Origin of the sequence: Paenibacillus alkaliterrae (assembly GCF_021532375.1) — a bacterium.
In the GTDB taxonomy this organism is placed as follows: Bacteria; Bacillota; Bacilli; order Paenibacillales; family Paenibacillaceae; genus Pristimantibacillus; species Pristimantibacillus alkaliterrae.
The window spans coordinates 1-25757 of record NZ_JAKGAP010000045.1 but is presented as its reverse complement, the minus strand read 5'-3'; the positions used below and the strand labels follow the sequence as shown (position 1 = coordinate 25757).

22 protein-coding genes and 1 pseudogene are annotated in these 25757 nt (G+C 50.5%); 6 read left to right on the top strand and 17 right to left on the bottom strand.

Annotation, left to right across the window (positions count from 1 at the left end; translation table 11 throughout):
- Positions 1–98: 98 nt before the first annotated feature.
- From L1N85_RS18345 to moaA, 4 genes are all read right to left on the bottom strand, one after another.
- Positions 99–1217 (bottom strand): HD-GYP domain-containing protein, encoded by a 1119-nt coding sequence (locus L1N85_RS18345; RefSeq protein WP_235240505.1) that lies wholly within the window; start codon positions 1215–1217, stop codon positions 99–101.
- A gap of 145 nt (positions 1218–1362) precedes the next feature.
- Positions 1363–2808, bottom strand: coding sequence for a bifunctional metallophosphatase/5'-nucleotidase (locus tag L1N85_RS18340; RefSeq protein WP_235240504.1), 1446 nt, complete (start codon positions 2806–2808; stop codon positions 1363–1365).
- 47 nt (positions 2809–2855) lie between these two features.
- Positions 2856–3326, bottom strand: a complete 471-nt coding sequence (locus L1N85_RS18335) for a molybdopterin-binding protein (RefSeq protein WP_235240503.1) — start codon at positions 3324–3326, stop codon at positions 2856–2858.
- 9 nt (positions 3327–3335) lie between these two features.
- On the bottom strand, positions 3336–4337 hold the full coding sequence (gene moaA / locus L1N85_RS18330) for a GTP 3',8-cyclase MoaA (protein WP_235240502.1): 1002 nt from the start codon (positions 4335–4337) through the stop codon (positions 3336–3338).
- A gap of 102 nt (positions 4338–4439) precedes the next feature.
- On the opposite strand from moaA, the gene L1N85_RS27265 reads away from it, so the two are divergent.
- Together L1N85_RS27265 and L1N85_RS18315 are read left to right on the top strand one after the other, a co-directional pair.
- Complete coding sequence (locus L1N85_RS27265) at positions 4440–5171, top strand: molybdenum cofactor biosynthesis protein (protein ID WP_268818351.1); 732 nt, start codon at positions 4440–4442, stop codon at positions 5169–5171.
- Positions 5172–6251 (top strand): ThiF family adenylyltransferase, encoded by a 1080-nt coding sequence (locus L1N85_RS18315; protein WP_235240501.1) that lies wholly within the window; start codon positions 5172–5174, stop codon positions 6249–6251.
- Between the two features lie 97 nt (positions 6252–6348).
- On the opposite strand, the gene sufB is transcribed toward L1N85_RS18315, so the two are convergent.
- The 6 genes from sufB to L1N85_RS18285 all read right to left on the bottom strand — a co-directional run bounded on the left by sufB (position 6349) and on the right by L1N85_RS18285 (position 12279).
- Positions 6349–7746, bottom strand: coding sequence for a Fe-S cluster assembly protein SufB (sufB, locus tag L1N85_RS18310; protein ID WP_235240500.1), 1398 nt, complete (start codon positions 7744–7746; stop codon positions 6349–6351).
- Positions 7747–7776: 30 nt separating this feature from the next.
- Complete coding sequence (sufU, locus tag L1N85_RS18305) at positions 7777–8202, bottom strand: Fe-S cluster assembly sulfur transfer protein SufU (protein ID WP_235240499.1); 426 nt, start codon at positions 8200–8202, stop codon at positions 7777–7779.
- Positions 8189–9415, bottom strand: coding sequence for a cysteine desulfurase (locus L1N85_RS18300; RefSeq protein ID WP_235240498.1), 1227 nt, complete (start codon positions 9413–9415; stop codon positions 8189–8191). The genes sufU and L1N85_RS18300 overlap by 14 nt, the downstream gene beginning before the upstream one ends.
- Entirely contained in the window at positions 9412–10719 is a 1308-nt protein-coding gene (gene sufD, locus L1N85_RS18295; RefSeq protein ID WP_235240497.1) for a Fe-S cluster assembly protein SufD, read from the bottom strand. The genes L1N85_RS18300 and sufD overlap by 4 nt, the downstream gene beginning before the upstream one ends.
- Before the next feature lie 21 nt (positions 10720–10740).
- On the bottom strand, positions 10741–11520 hold the full coding sequence (sufC, locus tag L1N85_RS18290; RefSeq protein ID WP_235240496.1) for a Fe-S cluster assembly ATPase SufC: 780 nt from the start codon (positions 11518–11520) through the stop codon (positions 10741–10743).
- Between the two features lie 177 nt (positions 11521–11697).
- Complete coding sequence (locus L1N85_RS18285) at positions 11698–12279, bottom strand: DUF1802 family protein (protein WP_235240495.1); 582 nt, start codon at positions 12277–12279, stop codon at positions 11698–11700.
- A gap of 144 nt (positions 12280–12423) precedes the next feature.
- On the opposite strand from L1N85_RS18285, the gene mtnK reads away from it, so the two are divergent.
- Both mtnK and mtnA read left to right on the top strand, forming a co-directional pair.
- Positions 12424–13635 (top strand): S-methyl-5-thioribose kinase, encoded by a 1212-nt coding sequence (gene mtnK / locus L1N85_RS18280; protein ID WP_235240494.1) that lies wholly within the window; start codon positions 12424–12426, stop codon positions 13633–13635.
- Positions 13636–13661: 26 nt separating this feature from the next.
- Entirely contained in the window at positions 13662–14714 is a 1053-nt protein-coding gene (gene mtnA, locus L1N85_RS18275; protein ID WP_235240493.1) for an S-methyl-5-thioribose-1-phosphate isomerase, read from the top strand.
- A 75-nt stretch (positions 14715–14789) separates the two neighbouring features.
- Here mtnA and L1N85_RS18270 read toward each other — a convergent pair whose 3' ends face one another.
- Complete coding sequence (locus L1N85_RS18270) at positions 14790–15095, bottom strand: YunC family protein (RefSeq protein ID WP_235240492.1); 306 nt, start codon at positions 15093–15095, stop codon at positions 14790–14792.
- Positions 15096–15440: 345 nt separating this feature from the next.
- Positions 15441–16332: pseudogene (locus L1N85_RS18265) on the bottom strand (transposase); the annotation flags it as partial.
- A gap of 223 nt (positions 16333–16555) precedes the next feature.
- Between L1N85_RS18265 and L1N85_RS18260 the strand changes: the two are divergent.
- Complete coding sequence (locus L1N85_RS18260) at positions 16556–17035, top strand: hypothetical protein (RefSeq protein ID WP_235240491.1); 480 nt, start codon at positions 16556–16558, stop codon at positions 17033–17035.
- 60 nt (positions 17036–17095) lie between these two features.
- On the opposite strand, the gene L1N85_RS18255 is transcribed toward L1N85_RS18260, so the two are convergent.
- Both L1N85_RS18255 and L1N85_RS18250 read right to left on the bottom strand, forming a co-directional pair.
- Positions 17096–19000, bottom strand: coding sequence for a putative bifunctional diguanylate cyclase/phosphodiesterase (locus tag L1N85_RS18255; protein WP_235240490.1), 1905 nt, complete (start codon positions 18998–19000; stop codon positions 17096–17098).
- 158 nt (positions 19001–19158) lie between these two features.
- Entirely contained in the window at positions 19159–19539 is a 381-nt protein-coding gene (locus L1N85_RS18250) for a DUF423 domain-containing protein (protein WP_235240489.1), read from the bottom strand.
- A gap of 64 nt (positions 19540–19603) precedes the next feature.
- Between L1N85_RS18250 and L1N85_RS18245 the strand changes: the two genes are divergently transcribed.
- Complete coding sequence (locus tag L1N85_RS18245; RefSeq protein WP_235240488.1) at positions 19604–20131, top strand: hypothetical protein; 528 nt, start codon at positions 19604–19606, stop codon at positions 20129–20131.
- 90 nt (positions 20132–20221) lie between these two features.
- Here L1N85_RS18245 and L1N85_RS18240 read toward each other — a convergent pair whose 3' ends face one another.
- The 3 genes from L1N85_RS18240 to L1N85_RS18230 form a co-directional block, all read right to left on the bottom strand.
- Positions 20222–23314 carry an AAA family ATPase gene (locus tag L1N85_RS18240; RefSeq protein ID WP_235240487.1) on the bottom strand — a complete coding sequence of 1031 codons (3093 nt, stop codon included), beginning with the start codon at positions 23312–23314 and terminating at the stop codon, positions 20222–20224.
- The gene (locus L1N85_RS18235; protein WP_235240486.1) at positions 23311–24483 is read right to left on the bottom strand and encodes an exonuclease SbcCD subunit D; all 1173 of its coding nucleotides are present in this window, start codon (positions 24481–24483) and stop codon (positions 23311–23313) included. Before L1N85_RS18235 ends, L1N85_RS18240 begins: the two co-directional genes overlap by 4 nt.
- Before the next feature lie 333 nt (positions 24484–24816).
- Complete coding sequence (locus tag L1N85_RS18230; RefSeq protein WP_235240485.1) at positions 24817–25029, bottom strand: hypothetical protein; 213 nt, start codon at positions 25027–25029, stop codon at positions 24817–24819.
- Between the last annotated feature and the right edge of the window lie 728 nt (positions 25030–25757).

Genomic DNA, 25757 nt, shown 5'->3' with positions numbered 1-25757 from the left:
ACTGGTGTTAAGCATCCTGAAATAAGTCAGGTTGATACACCAGAAACCCCCACTTCATCCGAAACGTCAGTGTAGGTAAGTGGCGGGAGTGTTCATCTCTAAATACCCGCAGCATGCTGGATCTCGTGAGAATCGCCATTGACGCTAATGATCATTTGGGTAAGATGCTGAGATAGATCTATTTCATATGGCGATTTAAGCTCTTCCCCCGCTTCATTATACAAAATCCGAATAATAGGCCTGTGAGGATACGAGTAATTGATATCCGCTACTATACCTTGTTCTCCGCTCTGCAGCCTAACGGAAATGCCTATCGGATAAATCGCGACCTTATCGCGGAATAGCTGAAGCATCCGCTGCTCGTATAACGTGCCCGTACCTGCATATAATCGTTCAAGCGCATCATGCGGAAGGATGGGGGCGCTGTAAACCCGATTCGTCGTCATCGCGTCGTAGGAATCCACAAGCCCGATCCACTTCGCATAATCATGGATCTCATTCCCCTTAATTCCGCGCGGGTATCCGCTTCCGTCGATTCGCTCGTGATGCTGGAACGCGCAGTGCGCGACTAACAGCGGCAGATTCGGTTCGTCCTTAAGGAGCTCATACCCGATTCTGGTATGCTGCTTCATCTCTTCAAACTCCTCTCTCGAGAGGGAGCCTGGCTTCTTGAGCACGTCAGCCGCGATTCGTGTCTTCCCGATATCATGCAGCAGAGCCCCCATGCCGAGCGTGGTAAGCTCGTCTCGATTATAGCCGTGAGACATGCCGAGCAGCGTAGTATAGACGCAAACATTCATGGAATGCTGGTACAAGTAATGATCGACTGAGTTCATATTCATCAGCATGATCATCGCATCCTTATGCGCGGTTAAATCGTCGATGATCGAGTTCATCATTTGCTTGAACGGCTGAGCGATATAAGGGTACGTCACACCCTTCTTGCGCTTAGGGCGATCCATCATCTCGCGGAAATTTGTTCGAATGTCCTTGAGCGCGTGCCGCATCGTATCCTCGCTAATTAAGCTCGGCAGCACGATATCAACCGTTCTTAGATCGGCAACATACACATATTGAATCCCGCACTGCTCCAGACGACTAATCAGACGTTCTGTCAATTCTATGTTTTCTCCGAGGAGGACAAGCCCTTCCTGTGAAAAAATTTTTTTCGCCAGCTTCATGCCCGGCCTGCAAGCCGCAATTGGCAACAATCGCATCTTCTCGATCCTTCCACTAAATGTTCTATTAACTATTACATCGGAAAAAACCGTTCGTAATGTTAATGTAAGGGAAAATCGACAAAATCGCAACCATTTTATGTTCTAGTATTCGACAAAAATCGTCGATTGCCAACTTTATTCTTCATAATTTCGACAAAGTCTTCCAACGAGTTCTGCGGCAATCGTCAAGAGCCTCCACATTTTGCAGTTGTTCAGCGATAACGTCTCGAATAAATTCGGGTAAATAATAGTGCAAGGATTCCGCATTCGCCAGCGACTCATAGCCGGCTTTAAAGCTGAACATATCAATGGTACCGACCGTATACAACCGGTCGACGTCAAGCGGCTCTCCATTCACGTTAACCGAAACGAGCCTGTTCATCTCCGGCCTAGAGGAATCGAACCTGATCGACAAGCCGTCTACCGCGAGCGTTCCGAGCACTTCGCCACGGAAGCCGTAGCCTTTAATGGGCTTGTGGATAAACTCCGGCAGCAGCGACTGCTCGAGCGCCGCCCGTAAATGCGTGCCGGCAATCGTCATCCGGCACGGATTGATCGGCGACGGACAGAGGGCATGCAATTCGCCCGCTGTCACGTCCCCTTGCGCCAGGCCGCCAAGCAGCTGCCCCGCGTTCACGATGCCGAGCTCGGCATCGGTCCAGCGGCGCAGGCCGGCGGCCAGCAGGTTGCCGAGCGGCGATTCCCGCTCGGCTCTGGCGGGCAGCGGCGCATCCAGCCGGGCGATGACCCGGCCAAGGCGCAGCTGGCCCGCCTCGCGAAAGCCGCCGATGATCGCGGCGGCTTCGGGCTGCTCCGCCCAGGCGGCCGTCGGCACGCAGGCTGCGCTGAACACAGGGCGGGCAGAAATCGGATCGATCCCGATTTCTACCCGCCCAATGTACTCGCCGAATTTCCCGGCTGCGCAAATCGTTGTATCGCCGATGACGATCGGCTCCTCCAGCAAATGATGCGTGTGCGCCCCTAATATGAGGTCGATGCCCTTCAGCTTCTCTGCCATCAGGCGATCCGACGCGATGCCCAGGTGAGACATAACAAGCACCACGTCGACGCGCTCCCGAAGCAGCTCTACCTGCTCTGCAATCGCTTCAAACGGATCGGTTACGTTCCAGCCGAGCAGGGAATAGAAAGCAGAAAATGGCGCCGTCGCGCCGATAATGCCTATACGAACCCCATTTTTATAAATAATGGTGCTGGGCTGCAGCCAATCCGGAAGCTCGCCGGTTGCGGAATCCTTCATATTCGCGCACACGACCGCGAACTTTGCCCGATGGGCATACGCCTCCGCTAATTTCTGAAACGAGAACGTAAGTCCTTCATTATTGCCGAGCGTGACCGCTTCATATCCGGCATCGTTAAGCAGCTCCACGTTTACCTCTCCGTCGCTTCCTTCAGTTTCCACGCGCATCCGGTCCATATGGTCGCCGCAATCCAACGCCAGAACGATATCGCTGCCATAGGTCTTTCGCTCCTCGGCGATGAAGGACGCAATCCTGGCAGCATTCTCGAGACGGCTGTGTATATCGTTACTGTGAAGGATAATTACTTGAGCACGAATACGTTCTGACAAATTAATGGACGCCTCCTCATCGCTCCGTATCAGAGCTGCAAAGCACTTTATTTGTTCATACGCAACTCTTCGGCGGAAAATGTATTTTTAAAGCCATAGCTTGCTTCTTCCTGCTCGCCCGCTGCTGCCCGCCGCACGAGCTTTATTTTAACGATGCTCTTCACATTCAGGCACTTGCTGCTCCCGTTAGGCACATATAGACGAATAGGGCCGGCCTTAGCTAAAGGCTCTCCTTCGAGCGCGTACAGCACAGCGGCCTGCCCCAGCTGCTCCCACGGAATCGTCGCTTCGAATGTATCCGCAGCCTCCACCATGAGATGAGTAGGCGCAAGGACAGCCTTATCTGCTCCGGCGATTCCGGACCATGCGGAATACCAGCTATGCCAATCGAAGGCCTCTCCGGCCGTCTCAGGCACTCTATCCGCGATGGGGAAGCTGTCTTCAGCCAGCTTAGCCATCTCGGCAGCGCTCGTTGCTGATATGCCTCGTTCAAAATGTTCGATTATTATTTCTCGCATACGTTTACTTTAACCTCCAATTTGGGACATCCGCCGGTCCGTAGGTACGTGAGATAACACGCCGTCAGCCAGCTTCGCTGCCATTTCGTGATTTTCAGGTTTAATATCCATCGCCCGCAGCAGCAATTGCTGCATGGCCTCGGAATTCCCGAATGCATCCTTCACATTCAATTCGTCGACCCAATAGAGGCAAGGCTTAATCGAGCCGTCAGCCGTTAAGCGCAGCCGGTTGCAGCTGCTGCAAAAATGATCGCTGATCGGATGGATGAGACCGAACGAACCGCGCGCGCCGGCCATTTGCCAATCATCGGAAGGGCCGTTGCCATGCACATTAGGGCCGCGGTTAATTGAATAGCCTTCCTGCTCAGCCACCTCGATTACGCGTGAAAGCGGCAAATAATGCTTCTTCCAGTTTTCATCGGCGTGGCCGATCGGCATATATTCAATAAACCGAACATGCATGGGGTGCTCGTAGGCCAGCTTTAGGAAAGCAGCGATTTCGTCTTCGTTGACTTCCTTCAGCAGCACGCAGTTAAGCTTGATCGGATCGAATCCTACGGCAGCCGCCGCTTCGATTCCTTCCATTACCCTTTTCAAATCCCCTCTTCTCGCAATAAAGCGAAAACGGGCGGGATCCAGCGTATCCAAGCTAATATTGACGCGGTTCAAACCTGCTGCGCGGAGCGCCTCCGCTTGCTTCGCCAGAAAAATGCCATTCGTCGTTAAAGCGATATCCCGAATGCCCGGTATAGCCGACAATCTGCTTACTAAAACGTCCAAGTCCGGACGAATCAAAGGCTCGCCGCCCGTAATGCGAAGCTTCGAAATGCCAAGCGCCGCACCCGCTTCGACCACCTCTGCTATTTGATCGTATGATAGCAAATTCTCGGATTCCGTAAACGCCATGCCTTCTTCAGGCATGCAATATAAGCATCGCAAATTACATCGATCCGTTACTGAAATGCGCAAATAATCGTGCACCCGTCCAAAACGATCCGTCAAGATCGGCATGAGCTCCACTTCCTTTCTGTCTACTTATCAGCATAACATTTTTTTATGAATTATGATATTCTATAAACAGCTTAAGCTTAAAAAGATGAGAGGTTATCTAACATGACATATATTTGGACTGTCAAACTATTTGCCGGACTTCCCGAGCGATTGGGGATGCCCGAGCTGCAGCTGCAAGCTGATTCGGAGGAAATGAATGCCGCGGAGCTAAAGGCGGCAATATCCGCTCAATACCCGGAGCATGCCGCATTAATCCAAATTTCGTTCATCGCCCGAAATCATGCCTATGCTTCGGATGAAACATGTTTGCGCGTATCGGATGAGCTTGCTTTGCTGCCGCCCGTATCCGGCGGCGAGGAGCCGCAGGGGACGTTCCGTAACGAGGAAATAATTGAACGCTATGTTATAACCTCCGATACGATCAGCTCGGACGACGTGCTTGCGAAGGTTATCGTACCTGAGCATGGCGCCGCTCTTGCATTTGTGGGAACCACCCGCGAATGGACACAAGGGCAGCGTACGGTAAGATTGGAATATGAGGCCTACGCTCCCATGGCTTTAGCGACGATGCGGCAAATCGGAGAGGAAATCGCCGAGCGCTGGGATGGAGCCTTATGCGCCATCAGCCATCGAATCGGCGTTGTCGGTCTTGCAGAAACAAGCGTAGTTATCGCGGTTTCATCGCCCCATCGGGACAGCTGCTACGAGGCAAGCCGCTATGCCATCGAAAGATTAAAGCAGATTGTCCCCATCTGGAAGAAAGAGATTTGGGAGGACGGCTCCGAGTGGAAGGGACATCAGCTCGGGCCATGGAACCCTACGGAGGCTCAATAAATGAATACACAACTAAACGATAGCGCTGCTTTCACAACAGCAATGACGCCGCCAGTCGACCGTTACGCGAGACAGAAGCGCTTCGCTCCAGTCGGCGAGAGCGGACAGGAAGCGCTGGGAAGAAGCCGCGCGGCCGTCGTTGGCATGGGTGCGCTTGGCTGCGTCATTGCCCAGCATCTCGTCCGCTCCGGCGTAGGCTATGTGCGCGTCATTGATCGCGATATTATTGAATGGAGCAATTTGCAGAGACAAATGCTTTATAACGAGCAGGATGTTTTATCGCTGCTCCCGAAGACGCAAGCGGCAGCCGGTCATTTGCGTGCCATGAACAGTTCGGTAACGGTCGATCCCATCGTGGCCGACCTAACCGCTGCGAATGCAAGCGAGCTGCTTGCGGACGTGCAGCTTATTATCGACGGTAGCGATAATTTCTCCGTCAGATATCTTATAAATGATTATAGCGTGAAGCATAATATCCCTTGGATTTACGGCGGAGCGGTGGGCGCATCTGGTATGACGATGACCATCCTTCCTCATCAAACGCCCTGCTATAGATGCGTATATAACGAGCCGCCCGCTCCCGGCACAACCGATACTTGCGAGACGGCGGGCGTCATATCGCCCATCGTAGACATCATTGCCTCCATTCAAGCCGCAGAGGCGATTAAGCTGTTGTCCGGCAATATTCAGGCGCTTCATCGAACGCTGTTTCAGGTTGACCTCTGGAACCACGCCTGGCTGCCGGTATCGATTGCAAGCGCAAAGCGCACCGATTGCCCGTGCTGCGGCCGTCAGCACTTCGATTATTTGGACCGGCTGCTTTCCGAACCGGCCGCGGCCTCCTTGTGCGGCCGGAACTCCGTGCAAATTACGCCAAGCCAGCCTGCGTCCCTTCATTTGGAGGAGATGGGTGCGAGATTAAGGAAGGTCGGAACTATAACCTTAAATCGTTACTTGCTGAAGATCGAGCTTCATGACAACTTGACCTTTATCCTATTCGGCGATGGCCGCGCCATCATTCAAGGGACTGATCAATTAACAAAAGCAAGATCGATATATGCCGAAATATTAGGCATTTAGTCGTCATACCAAAAACTTGCATATAGCCATATTCAATAAAAAGCCCCGCCGGCAGTCGAGGAATCTCGCTGCTAGCGGGGCTTTTACTATTCATTTATTAACCGATACTGCCTTCCATCTCGAACTTGATCAAACGGTTCATCTCTACCGCGTATTCCATCGGCAGCTCTTTCGTGAATGGCTCGATGAAGCCCATTACGATCATTTGCGTAGCTTCCGCTTCGCTAAGGCCGCGGCTCATCAGGTAGAACAGTTGATCCTCGGAAACCTTGGATACGGTAGCTTCATGCTCAAGCGTAATGTTATCGTTCAAAATCTCGTTGTAAGGAATGGTATCCGACGTCGACTCATTATCAAGGATGAGCGTATCGCATTTGATGTTCGCTTTTGCACCGTCGGAGTTGCGGCCGAATGATGCAAGACCGCGGTACGTTACTTTACCGCCGTGCTTACTGATCGATTTCGAAATAATCGTCGAGCTTGTATCAGGAGCAAGGTGGGTCATCTTCGCGCCTGCATCCTGATGCTGGCCTTTGCCGGCAACTGCGATTGACAATACCATGCCTTTCGCGCCGCGTCCGCGCAATACGACAGCCGGGTACTTCATCGTCAGCTTGGAGCCGATGTTGCCGTCAACCCATTCCATCGTAGCATTCTCGTCAGCAACAGCACGTTTCGTAACAAGGTTATAAATGTTAGGCGCCCAATTTTGAATCGTCGTATAACGTACGCGTGCATTTTTCTTGCAAAGAATTTCAACAACCGCGCTGTGAAGCGAGTTCGTGCTGTATACCGGAGCCGTGCAGCCTTCGACATAGTGAACGGAGCTGTCTTCGTCAGCAATGATAAGCGTACGCTCGAATTGGCCCATGTTCTCGGAGTTAATCCGGAAGTAAGCTTGAAGCGGAATTTCGCACTTCACGCCCTTCGGTACGTAGATGAAGCTTCCTCCCGACCAAACCGCGCTGTTCAAAGCGGCGAATTTATTGTCGTTCGGAGGGATGATCGTTCCGAAGTACTCCTTCAGAAGCTCCGGGTGCTCGCGCAGCGCCGTATCCGTATCGGTAAATATAACGCCTTGCTTCTCCAGATCCTCTTGCATGCTGTGATAAACGACCTCGGACTCGTATTGAGCCGATACGCCGGCAAGAAACTTTTGCTCAGCCTCGGGAATGCCGAGTTTATCGAACGTTTCTTTAATTTCGGAAGGAACCTCTTCCCACGTTTTACCTTGCTTCTCGGAAGGCTTAACATAATATTGAATATCCTCGAAATCCAGATCATCCATATTGCCGCCCCAACTAGGCATAGGCATTTTTTTAAATTGCTCAAGCGACTTCAGACGGAATTCAAGCATCCATTCCGGTTCGTTTTTCATTCCCGAGATGGTACGAACGATTTCTGCTGTTAAACCTTTGCCCGATTGAAAAATCGACTTATGCTCGTCACGGAAACCGTATTTATACTCTTCCATTTCCGGCATTGATTTTGCCATTATTGTCACGCTCCTCTATGCGAATTTATGCTATTCGTGCTGATGCTCAATCCCTTTGCGCAATGCGTTCCATGCCAGCGTCGCGCATTTGATTCTCGCTGGAAACTTGTTGACGCCAGACAATGCTTCGATATCCTCAAGCTCCTCGAACTCGACCGGCTCGCCTTTCATCAGAGCGGAGAATCTGTCTGCCATCGAAAGCGCCTCGTCGAATGATTTCCCTTTAACGGCCTCCGTCATCATCGATGCTGAGCTCATGCTGATCGAACAGCCTTCACCGCTGAACTTCGCATCCGTCACCTTGCCGTCCACGACCTGCAGCTGCAGCGAAATGCGGTCTCCGCATGTCGGATTGTTGAGGTTGATCGTAACCGATTCTTCATTCATCGTTCCACGGTTTCGAGGGTTTTTATAATGATCCATAATGACTCTGCGATATAAATCATCCAAGTTCATGACCGAAGAACTCCTTTGTTTGTAATAACGCAGCGGCTAAGCGGTCAATGTCATCTTCCGTATTATATAGATAAAAGCTTGCCCGTGCCGTAGCCGATACATTCAACCATCTCATGAGAGGCTGACAGCAATGATGCCCCGCCCGAATGGCTACGCCTTTGGAATCCAGCACGGTGGCTACGTCATGCGGATGGACATCGTCGAGATTGAACGTAACGAGCCCGACGCGATTCTCCTTCGGTCCATACAGGGTAATGCCTTCCAACGATGACAGCTTCTCATATGCATATGTCGCTAAGCGGCGCTCGTGCCGGTCGATTTCATCCAATCCGATTTCATTCAAGAAATCGATTGCCGCTCCTAAACCGACCGCACCTGCAATAATCGGCGTGCCGCCTTCGAAGCGATAAGGGATCTCTTTCCAGGTTGACTCATATAAATCGACGAAATCAATCATTTCGCCGCCGAATTCGATCGGCTCCATCTTGTTAAGCAATGACTTCTTGCCGTACAAAGCGCCAATTCCGGTAGGGCCGCACATTTTATGTCCGGATAGAGCATAAAAATCAACATCGAGATCCTTCAAATCGATTTTCATATGCGGCGTGCTTTGTGCGCCGTCCACGACCATTACCGCGCCGTTGCGATGTGCGATTTGGGTAATTTCCTTGATCGGATTAATAACGCCGAGCACGTTGGATACGTAAGTAACAGAAACGACCTTCGTGTTAGGCGTGACCGTTTTCTCCACGTCTTCAATCGATATCGAACCATCCGGCTGCAGCGGAATGTATTTGAGCGTTGCCCCCGTTGCCTTTGCCGCTTGCTGCCAAGGTATTAGATTGCTGTGATGCTCCATAGGCGTAATGACGATTTCATCGCCCTCGCCGCATTCCGAACGCGCATAGCTTGAGGCAACCAAGTTCAAAGCTGTCGTCGTGCCCCGCGTGAAAATGATTTGTTCCGGCGCTCCCGCGTTCAGCAGCTTGGCAACCTTCTCGCGCGCTCCCTCATAGGCGTCAGTCGCTCTTGAACCGAGCGTATGCACGCCGCGATGAACGTTCGCGTTATCCAGCTCATAGTATCGTTTAACCGCATCAATGACGGAACGCGGCTTCTGAGAAGACGCCGCGCTATCCAGATAAACGAGCGGATGCCCGTTTATTTCTTGATGCAATATCGGGAACTGTTCCCGAATCGCATTTATGTTCATCTCTCAAGCTTCCTTTCGAGCAAACGCTGAAGCTGCCCGCGAACCGCTTCGACCGGAATTTCCGATACAACCGGAGCTAAAAAGCCGTAAATAATTAATCTTTCAGCGTCTTGCTTGGATATGCCGCGGGACATGAGGTAATAGACCTGTTCCGGGTTCACTTGCCCTACGCTTGCCGCGTGACCGGCTGTAACATCATCTTCGTCTATGAGCAAAATCGGATTGGCGTCGCCGCGCGCTTTAGGGCTCAGCATGAGCACCTTTTCGGTTTGTACGCCGTTCGCTTTCGTCGCGCCGTGCTCGATTTTCGTAATGCCGTTAATGATCGCTGAAGCGGAATCCTTCATAACCGCGCGAGTGACCATGTTGCTGTCGGAGCTCTTGCCGAAGTGAACGGCCTGAGTCGTCAAGCTGTTTTGCTGTGCGTTCTTGCCTACGCTTATGACCTTGGCATCGGAAGTCGAGCCTTGACCTTTAAGAATCGATTTCGTGTCGGACAACGTATTGCCGTCATTCAAATCGCCGATGATCCATTCCATTTGCCCGTCATTTTCGATAATGGCACGACGAATCGTCATATCTACGCCAGTCTCGCCCATAGCATGAATAGAACCGAAACGAACGTGAGCGCCCGGCTTAACGAATACTTCCACAATGGAAGGCTGTACGAAAGGTCCGGCCGCTGCGCCCGGCTCGGATATTACGCAGTCTACGTAAGTTACGCGACTGTGGCTGTCAGCAACGATCAGAATATGCGGAGCGAATGCAGCTTCTGCATTGTCATTGTACAAAATCGCCTGCAGAGGAAGCTCAACCTCAACATTTTTCGGAACGTAAACGAAAACTCCGCCGTTCCAAATAGCTGCGTTCAGAGCCGTTAGCTTATCCTCGTCCTTCGCTACTGCTTGGAACATATATTTTTGAACCAGATCTCCATGCTCTTTGCATGCCGTCTCAAGATCTGTGAAAATAACGCCTTTGCCTGCAAGCTCGCCAGCGAGCTGTTTCCAGACCGAACCCGAATTGCGTTGAACCAATAAATTTTCCGTACCCTCCGATACCAGTTCGCGAACGGCCTCAGGAAGCTCGCTTATAGCCTGAACCGCTGTCGGCTGCTCGTAATTTCCTACTGCCGTCAAATTCCAGCGCTCAATGCGCACCTTCTCAGGCTTTGGCCAACCAATCGTTCCGGCAAGCTCAGCAGCTTCGCCGCGCAGTTCAACGAGCCAGTTCGGCTCGCCCTTGCTGCGGGCCAATGCTTCTGCAGATTGACGGTCGGTCGGAGTCGATAGTTGTGTACTCATCCGTTATGCCCCCTTCTCCGCTTAAGCCTGGCCGACCGTTTCATCTACGATGCCAAGTTCTTCTTTAACCCAATCGTAACCTTCGTTCTCCAGACGTTCAGCCAGCTCAGGACCGCCGGATTTTACAATGCGTCCTTGCATCATAACGTGAACGAAATCTGGCGTTATATAATTAAGCAAACGCTGGTAGTGAGTAATAATGAGGAAACCGCGGTCTTCGGACCGCATCGCATTTACGCCGTTCGAAACGATGCGAAGCGCGTCGATATCAAGACCGGAATCGATCTCGTCGAGAACGACGATCTTTGGATCAAGCAGCATCATCTGCAAAATTTCGTTACGCTTCTTCTCGCCACCGGAGAAGCCTTCGTTCAAGTAACGATGAGCGAACTCCGGGTTCATCTCAAGTTCTTTCATTTTGCCTTCCATTTGGCGGATAAATTTAATAAGCGAAATTTCGTTACCTTCACCGCGGCGTGCATTGAGTGCGCTGCGCAGGAAGTCGGAATTTGTTACGCCTGGAATTTCGCTTGGATACTGCATGGCAAGGAACAATCCCGCCAGAGCGCGCTCGTCAACGCCCATCTCAAGAATATCATCACCGTTCAATACGGCTGTACCTTCTGTTACCTCATATTTAGGATGTCCCATCAAAGCGGATGCCAGCGTAGATTTACCGGTTCCGTTAGGACCCATGATCGCGTGAATTTCTCCACCTTTGATTTCAAGGTTAATTCCTTTTAAAATCTCTTTTCCGTCGATAGCTGCTTTCAGTCCATCGATGACAAAATGCGTTGCCATAATTTGCTGATCCCTCCAAGGTTGGTTTCATTCGACCAGTCACTCCTAAAATAAACGAGCTCGTCTACAATTGAGTGATTCTCATTGATTCTCAATAATCATTTTAATATAGTTTTTGTTATAAATCAATCTGGGATATGCTATTCATCTGAATTTCTCCCGTTAAAACGTGAATCCTTAAGCCAAAGCCCGCTTGATTTGTTGTACTTCAAATTGAAAAGCTTCCTCATCCATTACCGGTGCCATATCGCGGACAGCAATCCCATCCTCCAGTATAACCCAAGATTTGCATCCGTTATAAGCCGGCCGCATCGGAATTTGTAACGGCTCCGCCAAACGATACACTCGAAGCACCAGCAAATGCAGCGGCTTCGTCCTTTTCCAGCGCAATCTTTCCTCGGCAAACGCATCCGTCCAAATGTGAAAATCGCGTAACCGGTTTAGCGTTTCCTGATTCGTTATTTCGATATCCTCCACAACCTCCGCGTAAGCCTCTACATGGATCGTTTGCATGTCCGGAGTCCATTGTACCAGCGTTTCGTCCAGTTCTTCCGCATAATCTTCCTTCAGCAGATGCTTCTTCTGGTGCTCATAAGCCGGCATCAAATAAAAAGAAGGGCTAATTAGCTTGAAGTCACGCGTTTCTTCAATAATACCGCCTTTACGCATAACGATAATTTGTTTTCCCTCCGCAAGAGCTTTAACGCTCACGGCCCACTCCTTTAATGCTATCGGCTGTTTCTCGCTCTGATCTTTCATTTTGCATCCTCCACCCAACTTGTCTACAATTGATCATATTATATCAAATGAGGGTATTCCAAGGCGAAAAAATATCCTTTATACTATGTTGAGGTGAATACTGGGCATTAGTGCCCGACTACTATAAACCGGAGGTGGACAGCCATGTCTGCATATCATCCTTTAACCGAACAAGAAGCCGTTCAAATAGCAGGATCGCTGGAAGGATTCTTCCCGGCAGGAGCTGCTCTGCAATGCCGCGAGATCGGCGACGGCAACTTAAACCTGGTGTTCCACATTACGGACCCGGCAAGCGGCAAAAGCCTTATTATGAAACAAGCTCTTCCCTATGCGAAGGTTGTAGGAGAATCCTGGCCGCTTACGCTCGACAGAGCTCGGATCGAGAGCGAGAAGCTCATCTTGGAAGGCGAGCTTGCGCCCGGTCTTGTACCTGTCGTATATAAATTTGATGCAGAACTTTCGCTAACGATCATGGAGGATCTTAGCGACCATGTCATCATGCGTCAAGGATTAATCGCCGGCACGCGTTATCCGAAGTTCGCCGACGATATCTCGACGTTTATCGCCCGTACATTATTCTTTACTTCCGATCTGGGAATGAATCAGCAAGATAAAAAAAATCGTGTCAAATCTTTCATTAATCCTGAATTGTGCAAAATAACGGAAGATCTTATTTTCGACGATCCGTATACGAACTCTCCCAACAACAGCTTTGATCCCGCTATCCGAGACGCAGCGGAGGCTTTGTGGCAGGACAATGAGCTGCATCTTGAAGTGGCGATTTTGCGGGAAAAATTTTTAACGAATGCGCAGGCGCTGCTTCACGGCGACCTTCATACGGGCAGCGTTTTTGTGACGCCGGCTTCGACTAAGGTCATCGATCCAGAGTTCGCTTATTACGGTCCAATCGGCTTTGACATCGGTGCCGTTATTGCGAATCTATTCCTGAATTTTGCCGGTCAAGAACATTGGTCGGCCGATCAGCGGCAGCGTAATGATTTTCGCCGTTATTTAACAGATACGGTACGCGATGTATGGAACTTGTTCGATAAGAAATTTAGAGCGCTATGGGACGAGTATGGCCTGGATCGCATCGCCTCAACAACGCCGGGCTACAAAGATTATTACATGAACCGTTTACTGCAGGATGCGATAGGTTTTGCCGGTTGCAAAATCGTGCGCCGTATCGTAGGCTTAGCGCATGTTATTGATATTGACCGCATCCCTGACGCCGCAGTACGCGAAAAGGCGCAGCGTCTCGCCTTAACGATCGGAACATCGCTGATTCGCAATAATCGCACCGCGCAGTCTATCGAGGAAATCATCGACGCTGCTTTATCAGAAGCAGGCAAATGATTCAAGACAGAGAGGAAAATGAAAGAATGACTACCAATTACGCTGGTTTGCAATCGGTTATTTGGAATGATGACAAGCTTGATTTATTAGACCAACGTCTCTTGCCCGAGGAAATTGTGTATTTGCCTCTTACGACTTCCGGGGACGTATGGGAAGCCATTAGGCATTTAAAAGTTCGCGGAGCGCCGGCGATAGGCATTTCCGCAGCATACGGCGTCGTGCTGGGCAGCCGGGACGAGCTTTCCGTTGAAGCATGGCTCGAACAAGTGAATAAGCAGGCCGAATACCTTGCGACCTCCAGACCAACAGCGGTCAATTTGTTTTGGGCGCTAGACCGCATGAAATCGGCAGCCGCTCGTATTGCGAATAAAGACTTATCTCTCGAGGAGAGCAAAGCTGCGCTTTTAACCGAAGCAATTGCGATTCAAAGCGAAGATGAGGAAACGAACCGCTTGATCGGTGAACATGCGCTGTCCTTGTTCAAGGACGATATGGGCGTTCTCACCCATTGCAATGCCGGCGGTCTTGCAACGGCCAAGTACGGCACTGCGCTGGCACCGTTTTACTTGGCTTTGGAACGCGGCATCACTTTACGCGTGTTCGCCGATGAAACCCGTCCCGTTCTGCAGGGTGCCCGCCTGACCGCGTTCGAACTGCAGCAAGCCGGTGTCGACGTAACGCTTATTTGCGACAATATGGCAGGAATGGTCATGTCTAAAGGCTGGATAGATGCTGTCATCGTCGGCACGGACCGCGTTGCTGAAAACGGCGATGTCGCTAACAAAATCGGCACTTACAGCGTAGCGGTGCTGGCTAAAGCGCACGGCATCCCATTCTACGTGGCCTGCCCTCTATCCACGATCGATCTGGGCACACCGACAGGTGCGGAAATCCCGATTGAGGAGCGCGGCGCTGAGGAAATTACGGAAGGCTTCGGAAAGCGTACGGCTCCGCAAGGCATTAAGGTTTACAATCCAGCCTTCGATGTAACGCCTAATGAATATGTAACAGCCATCATAACAGAGAAGGGCATTGTAGAAGCGCCTTATAATGTAAATCTTCGCAAACTGTTCGAATAGACAGGAAGCCCTAATCAGAAGGATCCGGCCGAGAATGTCAGCCGAACTGATTAGGGCTTTTTTTTTTGAGTTTCATTATAGCATTAACCGGAGAGCCTCCGCCCCCTTCATGCCTATCATGACACCGAGCTTCTCCGCCGTAAAAGTAACCGATTCCAGAGGGGCCTCCATCAGCTCCTCCAAGGTTCGAACGCCAACCGCACGGCCGGCTATAATTTCCCGATCCTTAAGCCGGTCGTTGAGAAGCGCAACATCTAACGCTCCACACATGATATATCCTTTATCTGTCATTATCGCTAGTAAAGTTGTTTTAGGCAGCTTCGCTTCAACGCCAAGAACGGTTTTTCCATTCTCAAGTGTAAACGGCACCATCCGCATCATTTAGGATCCACCTCCTTCGTTCTTTTAGTCAAGAGGTATTGCACTGCATCATTATTATATGCAGCTGTTTATTTACAGTGTTGGATAAATGCTCATTTATGAATACTCCCGCCACTTACCAATGCTGTCGCTTCGATTGAAGTGGGGGTTTCTGATGTATCATCCTAACTTACTTCAGGATGCTTAACACCAGTGGAGTTGACACATTGATAGGCTGGTTACCATCCAACCCCTCTATCCCATCCGTTCCTTGTGCGGATACGTTTGGGAATACTTTACGCAAGATGTTCGCTGCGCCGTTCACATCGGCATGAATCAGGCCCTTCGTGCTCGTCAGCCGTATTGACGATATGACGGATGTGTTCCTTCGCGCGGTTTCTTGACCTGACGAAGAATGCCGGTATAATGAGCCTTCATCTTGTTGTAATACTGATTAATCGCTTTGACTATCTTGCCCTTCACGATCATCGGTTTCGAACCGGTAGTCGTAACGATGGTTGCAAGATTTTCAGGCGCCAAGATCAATTGCGAGCGCGTTTTCTTTCGCTGTTTCCTTCTTTTCTAACGGATAAACGAAGATCATTTCGACGACAAATTGGCCATGGCTCGGCACCACACGCACCTGCTCCAGTTGTCCGTCGGTACAGCATAGCTTGCCGATATTAAGCTGCAGCTTGGTCTTCGGAAGTTTAAGATACTTCTGTTCTTTAATCACGTAATCCTGGTTGGAGAATACGACTTCTTTCACCTTACTGCGGGTATATCCCGGTATATGGGGCTTTCCGCTGTATTTCTCGGGATGCTTTCGGTAGTCCTTCATACTGGCGAAGAAAGATAGCCAGTTTTGAAATGCAATCTTCATGATGCCTTGACTGCTCTGAGCGGGGAGGGCTCGATAGTCGGTTTGATCCATCACTTTGAACAAAGCATCCAAGAAGTTGTAAGAAACAAATGGCTTCTCCTTGGAAGGCAGCTTGAACGGATGGGAACGATTCTTCTCGCTCCGCCGTTCGTTCATCGCATCGATATGCTCTTCCAGTGTGTTCATCACTTGTTGTTGCAAAGGCTGCAATGACTCCTTCTGCCCAAAGGAGGTAAACACCTGTCGGATGTAAAAGTTGATCGTGTTATACAGGTTTTTGGCGTTTTGACACGCTTGGTCCAGGTACGCAAACAGCCGATGGCCGGGTTTGACCCACACTTGATGAGTCCTGTATATGGGCATTGAATTTGTCATGACTTCACCTCCTTTCAGCTACAAAATAAGAACACATGTTTCCTTTTTTATTATATCGCTAAAATATGAGGAAGGAAAGGAGTTCTTGTGGGCGTATTCAGGAGGCCGCCGATTCACCTCGCCACTTAGAGAAGTGGGAGTCCTCTCGGCGAAAATTGATAGATCTACATGAACGAATGATTTAGTGGTATATTAATACTATATCGAATCGTGCGGAGGTCCTATGACTAAACAATCCTCAAATCAAAATCAACCCGCCTACCTTTTTAATGTCGAGGTGCTCGTTGAAGGTAAACACAACGCCGCTGCACTGGAACGGCTGCTGCATGCGCTCAATAGCTGCGGCCTCCTGGATTACCGAATACTGTCAGGCATTCAGCTAGGCAAACAGATTGACGATCGGAAAGAAAAAGCTTCTGTCATATCGGAAATCCCGATTGAATCCATACTGTCCGCTAACGTATCCCAGTCAGACTCTTCTGTTCATACCGCTACCTTAAGCGGGCTTGATAAAATACGTGACATTAAGAAAAACAATACCCTTATCCGACTTCTCGTTAATAAGGGATTGGGAATTAAGCTCAGCATTCCTTGCCGAATCATTAATATAGATGAGATTGAAAACCTGATTACGGTTTACCATGTTGACGAGAAGCAGGTTTATACGTTTCGACTGAATGAAATCGAGGACTTCTCATTCTAAGCCGTTCACACAAAAATACCCGTTTACCTGGCTGCGTGCGGCAGCAGTTAAACGGGTATTTTACAAAAGATTTGCATTCAACATTTGTTCGATATCGTCGCTTGGTACAGGCGGGCTCCAAAAGTATCCCTGCATTTCGTCGCAATTATGTTTGCGCAGAAACTCCATTTGCTCTGCATTCTCAACGCCCTCGGCAATAACTTGTATGTTTAAATTATGCGCCATGGCAATGATCGCTGCGACGATTTCCGCATCGCTCGGATCCTGTTGAATATCGCGAACGAAGGAACGGTCGATTTTCAGACGGTCGATCGGGAAGCTCTTCAGGTAATGGAAGGAGCTATAGCCTGTACCGAAATCATCAACGCTAATGTTGACGCCTAATTCCGTTAAAGCTAACAAACAACGGGATACATGGCCTATATCCATCGTCATCGATTCAGTTATTTCCAAATCTAAATATTTGGCATCCAGCCCGGTTTTCTCAAGCACGGCCGAGACCTTGCTGGCGAGATCATTTTGAACAAATTGTCTAATGGACAAGTTAACGGAAACCGGCATCGGCGGAAGTCCCGCATCTTGCCATACCTTGTTCTGGCGGCATGCCTCTTCCAGCACCCAATCGCCAATTTGTACGATCATTCCGCTCTCTTCCGCTAAAGGGATAAAGCTTCCTGGAGGAATCAAGCCTTTGATCGGATGATTCCACCTGACCAATGCCTCAACGCCTACCATTGTGCCCGATCCCAAATCATATTGCGGCTGATAATGCAGAATAAATTCGTTACGCTGGATCGCTCGATACATTTCATGCTGGAGGGTTAGACGTTCCAGAGAGGAATTGCTCCAGCTTTCCGAGTATAGAAGGCAATCGTTTTTCCCGCTTTCCTTGACCTTTACAAGCGCCATGTCCGCTTTCTTGATTAGCGTATAGCTATCGTCATCCTCGTTACGGTTCGTAACGGAACCGATGCTTACTGTTATATGTAACGGAAACCCCCTTAAATCGTAAGGCTCCTCAATGGATTTTAGAAGCTGGCGCGAAAGCTCAAGCAAATGCTTCTCCGACTGTACATTGCAAAATAGCAAGGCAAATTCATCGCCCTCCATTCGAGCGGCAAAATCATCTTCCGAAAGATCTCTATTCAGCCTCTCCGCAACCTGCATAAGGAGCATATCGCCGAATTCCCGCCCGAAGGAAGCGTTAACGAGCTTAAACCGGTCAAGATCCAAGTAGCAAACGCCGACAACTCGACCTTCCTCCTTGGCTCTTGCCAATGTCTCTGTCAATTTCATCTGGAACAGTGTCCGGTTAGGTAAACCGGTCATATCGTCATAATACGCCATATAACGAATTCGCTCGACGTTTCGTTTGCGGTCGCTCAAATCCTGGCTGATCATAACGGTACCGATCACTTCATCATCCTGAATCATCGGGGCGCATACGACTTGAAGCTCAAGCGGAAAGCCCGAACGATGGGTGATGTTAATATTCGTCTGCTTAGCCTCTCCGAGCAGTGCGCACGCCAGTGTCTCCTGTAGAAGCTGACGGCTTCCGGGCTCGACCAAGCGCGAGATCGACTCTCCGAGAAGCTCGGAACGATGATAACCCAGCGTACGGCTTGAGGCTTCATTCATTTCCATCACAGCTCCGCTTCGATCCAATACGGCTAATGGTACGGCTTCGGATCGAAGCAGCGTCTCAACGATTGCTGTATGGTAATTACGGAAGTTTAATGCCTTGTGGCGCCATATGTAAACGATGCTTGCCGTAACGAATAACGACGCGGCGATGGCCGCTGCGGTCCATTTGTACATGGGGTTGGATATAAATAAAAAGGCAATAACGATCCAAAGCGACGCGAGCGCTGCCAGCAGCAAAATAATGATCGAATGTCCGTTCAATGAACGCTTAAACAACTGCCGTTTCCGTTTTTCAGGCAATCCATCCATCCGTTTCGTCACGCACCAACGTCCTTCCTCTTATTCGAGTTAAGCGAGTGTTCGCTTTATTATAAACGATGTATGCGTTTCGGTATAGAAATATTTACTAAAACGAACTGTTTTTTTGTTACATAACAACGAAAAATGTCGGCTACACTTGTATTACATCTTTATTGAGCCTATTTAGTACCTGCTCTGAAAGCTGCTGCAATGACGCAAGTCCAGCCCGCTAGCATTGCAACGCCTCCAAGCGGGGTAATCATCCCAAGCTTGCCGAAGCCGGTCAGGGCAATGACGTACAGGCTTCCGCTAAATAATACGGTACCTGCCAGAATAAGCCGGGCGCCGTACTTTACGCGCCTTCCGGCATTTAATTGCTTAGAGAATAGAGATATGAGCATAAGCCCTAAAGCGCTGTACATGTGGTAGCGTACGCCCGTCTCGAATACGTCAAGATAATGCTCGGTGATCTTTTCCTCTAATCCATGCGCACCGAAGGCTCCAAAAGCTATCGCAAGCGCGGCATTAATGGCGCCAATCGCAAAATATTTAGGAAACATATGGTTTTCAATCCTTTCGAGTTTGTGTATAATTTTACCGTAATTAGCAAAGGAGACGATCATAATGGATAATGAACGCAATAACCCGATCGATTTACAGAAAGAGCGGTCATCTGAGCCAAATAACGAAAATAACGGCTATCCGGAGAATGACCCTTCCACAGCAAGACCGATTTTTTCGAATCCGTTTCCCGCGGAAGAAGGCCCTTTGAAACAATCCGGGCTTGGCATTGCATCCTTTATACTTGCTTTGCTGGCTGTCGTGCTCGTTATTGTCGCTATTGTATTTGGAACCGTGTTCGCTGATCAAATCATCGATAACGAAGTTCTGCTTGATTCGTCCGACCCTAATGCGATGATGGAAGTGATTGGCGAAGAATCGATGGTACCCGTCATGATGGCCGGATTATCTATTATCGCAGCGATTGGCGTTGCGTTCGTCGGTCTCATTCTCGGCATCATCGGCGCCTTCTCCAAAAACCGCCGCAAGGTGTTCAGCGTTATCGGAATTATTTTGAACGGTCTGCTAGTTGTAGGCGCTGTGGGCCTAGTTGTCGTAGGTATTGCTTTAGGAGCAGCAGGAGCAGCCTAATAACTTATGACGGAACAACAACCCATCGAAGTCTGCTTCCGCCTCGAACGAGCGCTGGAAGCAGACTAATTTGGGCGGGTGCGATTCCTATTACTTTAACGAAATGACCGTGCGGCTGAAGCCTTCCTTCGTCTTATTCACCTCAAGGCAAGCCGGGAAAGCATCCTTGAGCTCCTGTACGTGAGAGATGACGCCGATCATTCTTCCCGCCTTCTGCAAATCGACGAGCGCTGCGATCGCTTTCTGCAGCGACTCTTCATCCAGCGATCCGAAGCCTTCGTCAATGAACATCATCTCTATTGATACGCCTCCCTGATGCGATTGAATGACATCGGTCATGCCTAAAGCGAGACATAAAGAGGCATTAAACTTCTCTCCGCCGGATAACGTCTTTACATCGCGATTTTGACCCGTATAAGCATCGTATACATCAAGCCCTAATCCGCTTTGTTTACCGCGAATCTCGAGACGGTCGCTTCTCCCTAGCGTGAACTGTCCGTTTGACAGCTTGCGAAGCCTGGCGTTAGCCGCGTACAGGATATGCTCCAGAAATTCAATGAGAATAAAACGTTCAAAAGATATTTTGAGCGCATTATCGCCCTTGAGCATATGATAGACATCCATTAACTCCTCAAGCCCAGCTTCAAGCGTCTTCACCAGCCCATTCGCTCGACCTATAGACATGGCTAACCGTTCGGCTTCTTGACCTGTTCGCAGCGCCGTCTGAGCAGCGGCAATCGCTTGCTCAAGCTGTTTTTTCATTAGTGTAAGCTGATCCTTCAGCCCGGCAGAGTCAATACGTTGCTTCCCTGTCAGCTCGGCTTGCAGCTCCGTAATCTGCTGCTCCAATAAAGCAACTCCCGAGCGATAGGCTTCCAGCTCCTTCTTCAACAAATCTCCCGCAGATGCCGGCAGCGCTGCTTCACGGTATTGCTGAATGTCTGCGAAACCGGCCTTCACAAGCTCTTCCTGCTGCCGCTGCACAGCCAGCAATCGATTGCTCTCGGCTTCCAACAGCTGTGTATGAGCTTGATCCGTATAAGCCTTCTGCTCCGCTATTCTCGTCGTCATCCGTTGAAGCTGCTCTTGGGCAAGCTTCCAAGCCGAAGCAAGACGCTCTGCAACGGCTTTCTGCTCAGCAAGCTTAGCCGCCAACCGCTCGTTAGAACGAAGCTGCTCCGGTATACGATCCAGCTCCTTCTGGAAAACCGATTGTCCGGCCGTCCTCTCGATCATTCGCTGCTGCTGCTCCTTCTGCAGCAGCTCTTTGGATGCCAGCTGCCGCTCCAGCAGCAGCTCCTGCTGTTCTGCCTTCAGCTTCAGCTCGGGAAGATTGTTCGCCTTTGTCTGCAGCGCGTCGGTTTCTTCCTTAAGCGATTTCCATTGCTGCAATAGCTGCGCTCTCTGCTCCTCCAGCTTCGTCGCATGCATGCCGTATTCTGCCAGCTCCCTAAAGCCATCCTCGCGCGTCGCTTGCGCTGCGGCGGCTTGCGCTCTCGCTCCAAGCAATTCCCGTTCCACCGCGCTAAGCTGCTCCTTCGTTTGCTGCAGGAGCTCGCGCGAAGCCACATCCGCGGACGTATCCGCCTTTGCCGGATGACTTTCGCTGCCGCATACCGGACAAGGCTTGCCGTCATGCAGGTGAACGGCAAGCAGCGTTGCTTGCCCCTCGATCCAGGATGCCTCCAGCTTGTCATGCTCTTCCTTCTTCTTCTCATACGCTTGCCTAAACTCGTTCTCGAGCTGAGAGATCCGTGCAAGCTCCTTCTCTGCATCTGCTAATCGTTTCAACTGCTTTCCTTGCTGCTCAATATCTCGCAGCTTATCGAGCTTTTCGGCCAGGCCGGCCGTCTCCAGCTCCATTTCTTTAATGAGAGCGCCGGAAGCTTGCTTCGCATCACGAAGCTCGATCAGAGATGCTTCCGAAGCAGCAAGCTTTGCCGCGCAGCCCTTCTCTTCTTGCAGAAGCTTATCGATCACCTGCTGCTGAGCTCCGAGCGTCCTGACGATTGGCGCCAGCTCAATCAGCCTGTTCAATTCACGCTCGGCATTTCGGCGTTCATCCTCCCGATTCTCCTCGGTGCGATAGCGCTCGACTGCCTGCGCATGCTCACGCTCAGCTGCCTCCAGTTCGTTTTGCCTTGCAGCCAGCTGACTCTTCTTTACAGCCGCAGCCTCGCTCGTTCGCTCAGCCTGCTCATGGTACGGCGACAAATGCGCTGCTTTCTCCGCAAGCATGAGACGATGCTCTAACTCGATGAATTCGTGTTTACGGGCATATAACAGCTCAAGCCGGGTACGCTTCCGGTTATGCTCTTCAAACTTTTCATTTAATGACGCCGCTTCCCTCAGCTGCGATTCCTGTTTTTCAATCTGAACCGCAAGCGCATCTTTTCGCTCCCCAACCTGGACAGCTAACTCGCGATAATAGAAAAGCTCATCCTCTAATGCTTCAATTACCTGTGCAGCGCTGTAAACCTCTTGTTTGAACGTGCGGGCAAGCTTGCCGTCCTCGCGCTCTGGCAGCGACTCCTGTGCTTGCTTCATATAGGCTGCTGCTGTCGACTTCGCGTCCTTCAGCTGATCCTGCATCTCGCGGTGCTTTTTCTGAAAGCGGCCTTCCAACCGCTCATAAAGTTCCGTTCGGAAGATTCGCCGCAAAATTTCCTCCTTATTGTCAGTATCGGAGGTTAAGAGCTTGCGAAACTCTCCCTGCGGCAGCATGACAATCTGGCTAAACTGTTCCTTCGTCAGTCCGATGATCGATTCAAGCTTCGCATTCACGTCCGAAACGATGAAACGATCCACTGCGGGAACGGATTCGCCGCTCGTCGTCTCGTAGAGCTCGGCCTTGCCGCCTGTCTCGCTTTTGTTCCCTCCTTTGCGATGCGGCATTTGGCGTAGAACCGAATAGCTTCTGCGTCCTACCGCAAAGTCGAACTTGACCGCCGTATGCGTGTCCTCATCGGCAAAGTGGCTGCGCAGCATACGCGGGTCAGAACGGTCCTCTCCGCTGGCCGTCCCATATAAGGCAAAGCAAATCGCGTCGAAGATCGTGGTTTTGCCCGCCCCCGTATTCCCTGAAATGACAAATAACCGTCGATCCTCCAGCATGCGGAAATCGATCGTCTCCCTATCGCGGAACGGACCGAATGCCGTCATTGTTAGCGTTAGCGGCCTCATACGGCACTTCCCTCCTCGCGGAGCAGCTCTTCGTATGTGCCGGCAAAGAGCTGCTTTTTCGCATCAGAAAGAGGCATCCCTTTTACCTGCTCGTAAAATGCAGCGAACAGCTCGATCGGATTCGCTTCGCGCCTGCCAACTGAACCCCCGGCTTCATCGGCGCTTGCAGTTGCTGTTTCTGCCGCAGCGCTGGTCCGGCGCTCTACATGAAGCGCATTGGGATAAACCGCACGAACCTTTTCCATCGGAAACAACACCGGGTTATCGCTTACTAAAGTAACAAATACATAATCATCGTTAATCGGATGCGTCTCAAGCTCTTCGATAGCGGCGGTGACCCGGCGCATATTGCGAAGCGGCTTCAGCTCCCGCTTCTCGACCTGAACCGTGCCTGCCCCGTCAAGTTCAACGACAAAGTAGCCTTTAACATGATTCTCCTCCGATATTGAATATTTAAGCGGAGAGCCGGCATATCTGATCGAATCGTTCCGTACAAAATGCGCCTGATGCAAATGACCGAGCGCCGTATAATGGAAGCGTTCGAAATACGCTGCGCGGACATGCTCCGCTCCGCCAACGGACAAAGGACGCTCGGATTCACTCGTATTTTGCTCAGGCTCTCCTGTTGACGTAACGAAGGCATGTCCGACGAATACATGTCTGGCGGCCGGATCCATAGCGGCTTCCAGCCTCGATAAGACCGCCCGCATCGCATCGTCATGCGACCGGATCGTATCGTCGCCAAGCAGATGGCGGACCTGAGCAGGATCCGCATAAGGAATCAGATGGAAATGCACCTCCCCGCAGGCATCGCGAAGCACTACCGGCTCTGATTTCTCCTTCAAATGCCCAACCAGGTAAAGACCGCGGCTTTCCATCATTTTTGTACCAAAGCTTATCCGATCCGGACTATCATGATTGCCCGATATAGCTAGCACCGGTGTATTCAATTCTATAACTATGCGACCCAGCAGCTCGTCCAGCAGCTCCACAGCCTCGATCGGCGGCACCGCGCGGTCGTAGAGATCGCCGGCAATAATAACTGCATCCGGCCGTTCCTTTTCGATAGCCTGCAGCAGCTGCTGCAGCACGTAACGCTGGTCCTCCGTCATATATACCCCTTGAACAAGCTTGCCTAAATGCCAGTCCGCGGTATGAAACAGCTTCATTCGTTTCCCCCCATCCTTCTCCAGCAAAACTTCTTACCATCAAAATATACTAATATCTATTTTAACACTCGTTCTATCATATCGCCTACCCCGGCAGCGCGGATACAGCCATAACGTTCACGGTAACCTTAATGGGAATTGTCATCGTTATCGGCAACCTCGCGACAGGGGCGACCACGGAATGGACGAAGCATCTGTTCTCCTGCGGCAAGCTGGAGGAGGCGGGGCTCATCGCAGGACCTTATAGGTTGCAAATGCAGCACTCTAAGGTCCTCGCTTTTATTTGCTCTAAACCGATAGCGGCTGCTTATTCATAAGACGCTTTCCTTTCTTTTAGGAACCGCGCCTCTGCCTGATTAATACATTCGCCAAATGCTTGCGGGCATCCGCGGTCAGCACCAGCAGTTCTGTCCGATCCCCGCCCGGGTGCTCGAGCGTTAACCGGGTGCCGCTCAAATCCTCACGGACAGCCGTGATGCGATATTGCTGCTTGATATAGGAGTCAATCTTGTTCCTCTCTTCCGCGAATTGCTCATAAGCCGCCATTGGGGCTCCCTCCTTGGCTTTAAATAGCCTCACGGCATTCGCCCGAGCAGATGGGACAAGGGTTTCCTCGTACCACCAAATGCGCCTTCCTCCTACTTCGGTAGGGGGATTTTTTAATTAATTCCATATTTCATTATGGGAAATATTCTAGAATTTTTTGGTTTTTTTCTCTAAAAAACTTCCATGGCTTTATCGCCGCATCCCCGACATGAACGTGGAGTTTATTGCGGATCGTTCCCTGCTATACTGATTAATACTGCGATTGGACAGAAACACGTGACTCTTTTTGGTGGTTCGACCCTGTCCTAAAAACTGTGAGAATTCGTTTTGTGCACAACCCCATGCTAGCTTCGGCGCTCTCTACCGAATGACTGCGGACAGAAAAATGGTAGCCATTTCCCCCTGAAACCCATTGTGAAGCACCGCCAACATATCGAACAGGATAGGCTATGTGGTTTTTCATCCGTGTACCGTCACCGTCAAGGAGAAGCAAAGACGATTCAGGCCATGGAGGAATCGGAAGGCGCTAAGCCCCGGCAAGTGCAGTCGCAACGTTTCCCATCCAGATCGCAGTGTCTGCCATAGCGAAACTGTGCGTTCGAGCACAAGATGAGGGGCGCGGGCGAGAAAAGTGATGCTAGACTAAATAGTAGACACAGATTAAGCTAGATTCAGAAGATGAATTGGGGGAACTGTGTCAGATGAAGAAACCACTGTATGATGAAGCG